This is a genomic window from Thalassotalea montiporae (assembly GCF_053485855.1).
On sequence record NZ_JBQRUO010000019.1, the window covers coordinates 1 to 789 of the forward strand.

Below are 789 nucleotides of genomic sequence, written 5' to 3' on the forward strand. Positions count from 1 at the left end.
AACAAGGTAACCCTAGGGGAACCTGGGGTTGGATCACCTCCTTATCTTGAAGTAAAACGCAACATGTTGAGTGTTCACACACATTGCATTGATAACGAACGTAGAAGAAGTCCTAACATGTAAGCTTCGGACGACTCTTAATTGAGATAATAGGTCTGTAGCTCAGCTGGTTAGAGCGCACCCCTGATAAGGGTGAGGTCGGCAGTTCAAGTCTGCCCAGACCTACCAAGTTCTGCCTACATGTGACCTAACTCTTTATTGAGAAATAAAGGGGCTATAGCTCAGCTGGGAGAGCGCCTGCCTTGCACGCAGGAGGTCAGCAGTTCGATCCTGCTTAGCTCCACCACTTCTTCGCATAAGAATAAGAAACCAAACTTAAGGTGTTCAATTGAACAATTTACGTTTGGTTTTTTAAACCACGATTTAAGCGAATGTGCCTTAAATTGAGTTCTTTAACAATTTGGAAAGCTGATATATATCCCGAATATATTTCTTGTTTTACATAAGAAACATATTCGAATGATGATTACAGTGTCGCGCTGTAAGCATCAAACCTGAAATAAGATTTTTCCTTATCTTATTTCAATCTAATTCAAGCATACTCCATTACTGTTCTTTTATGAGAATTGTTAATGAGTACGTGAAAATGTCAGTCATACATTAGCATCAAGGCTTGTCTCTTGATGACTCAAAACTATTTGGGGTTGTATGGTTAAGTGACTAAGCGTATATGGTGGATGCCTTGGCAGTTAGAGGCGATGAAAGACGTGTTAATCTGCGATAAGCCTA

The 789-nt window shown here is 40.4% G+C and carries 2 tRNA genes; both read left to right on the top strand.

What is annotated here, in order from left to right:
- Positions 1–151: 151 nt before the first annotated feature.
- Positions 152–228: transfer RNA gene (locus ACSLUR_RS19070), tRNA-Ile, on the top strand.
- Positions 229–270: 42 nt separating this feature from the next.
- Positions 271–346: transfer RNA gene (locus ACSLUR_RS19075), tRNA-Ala, on the top strand.
- Positions 347–789: the final 443 nt, after the last annotated feature.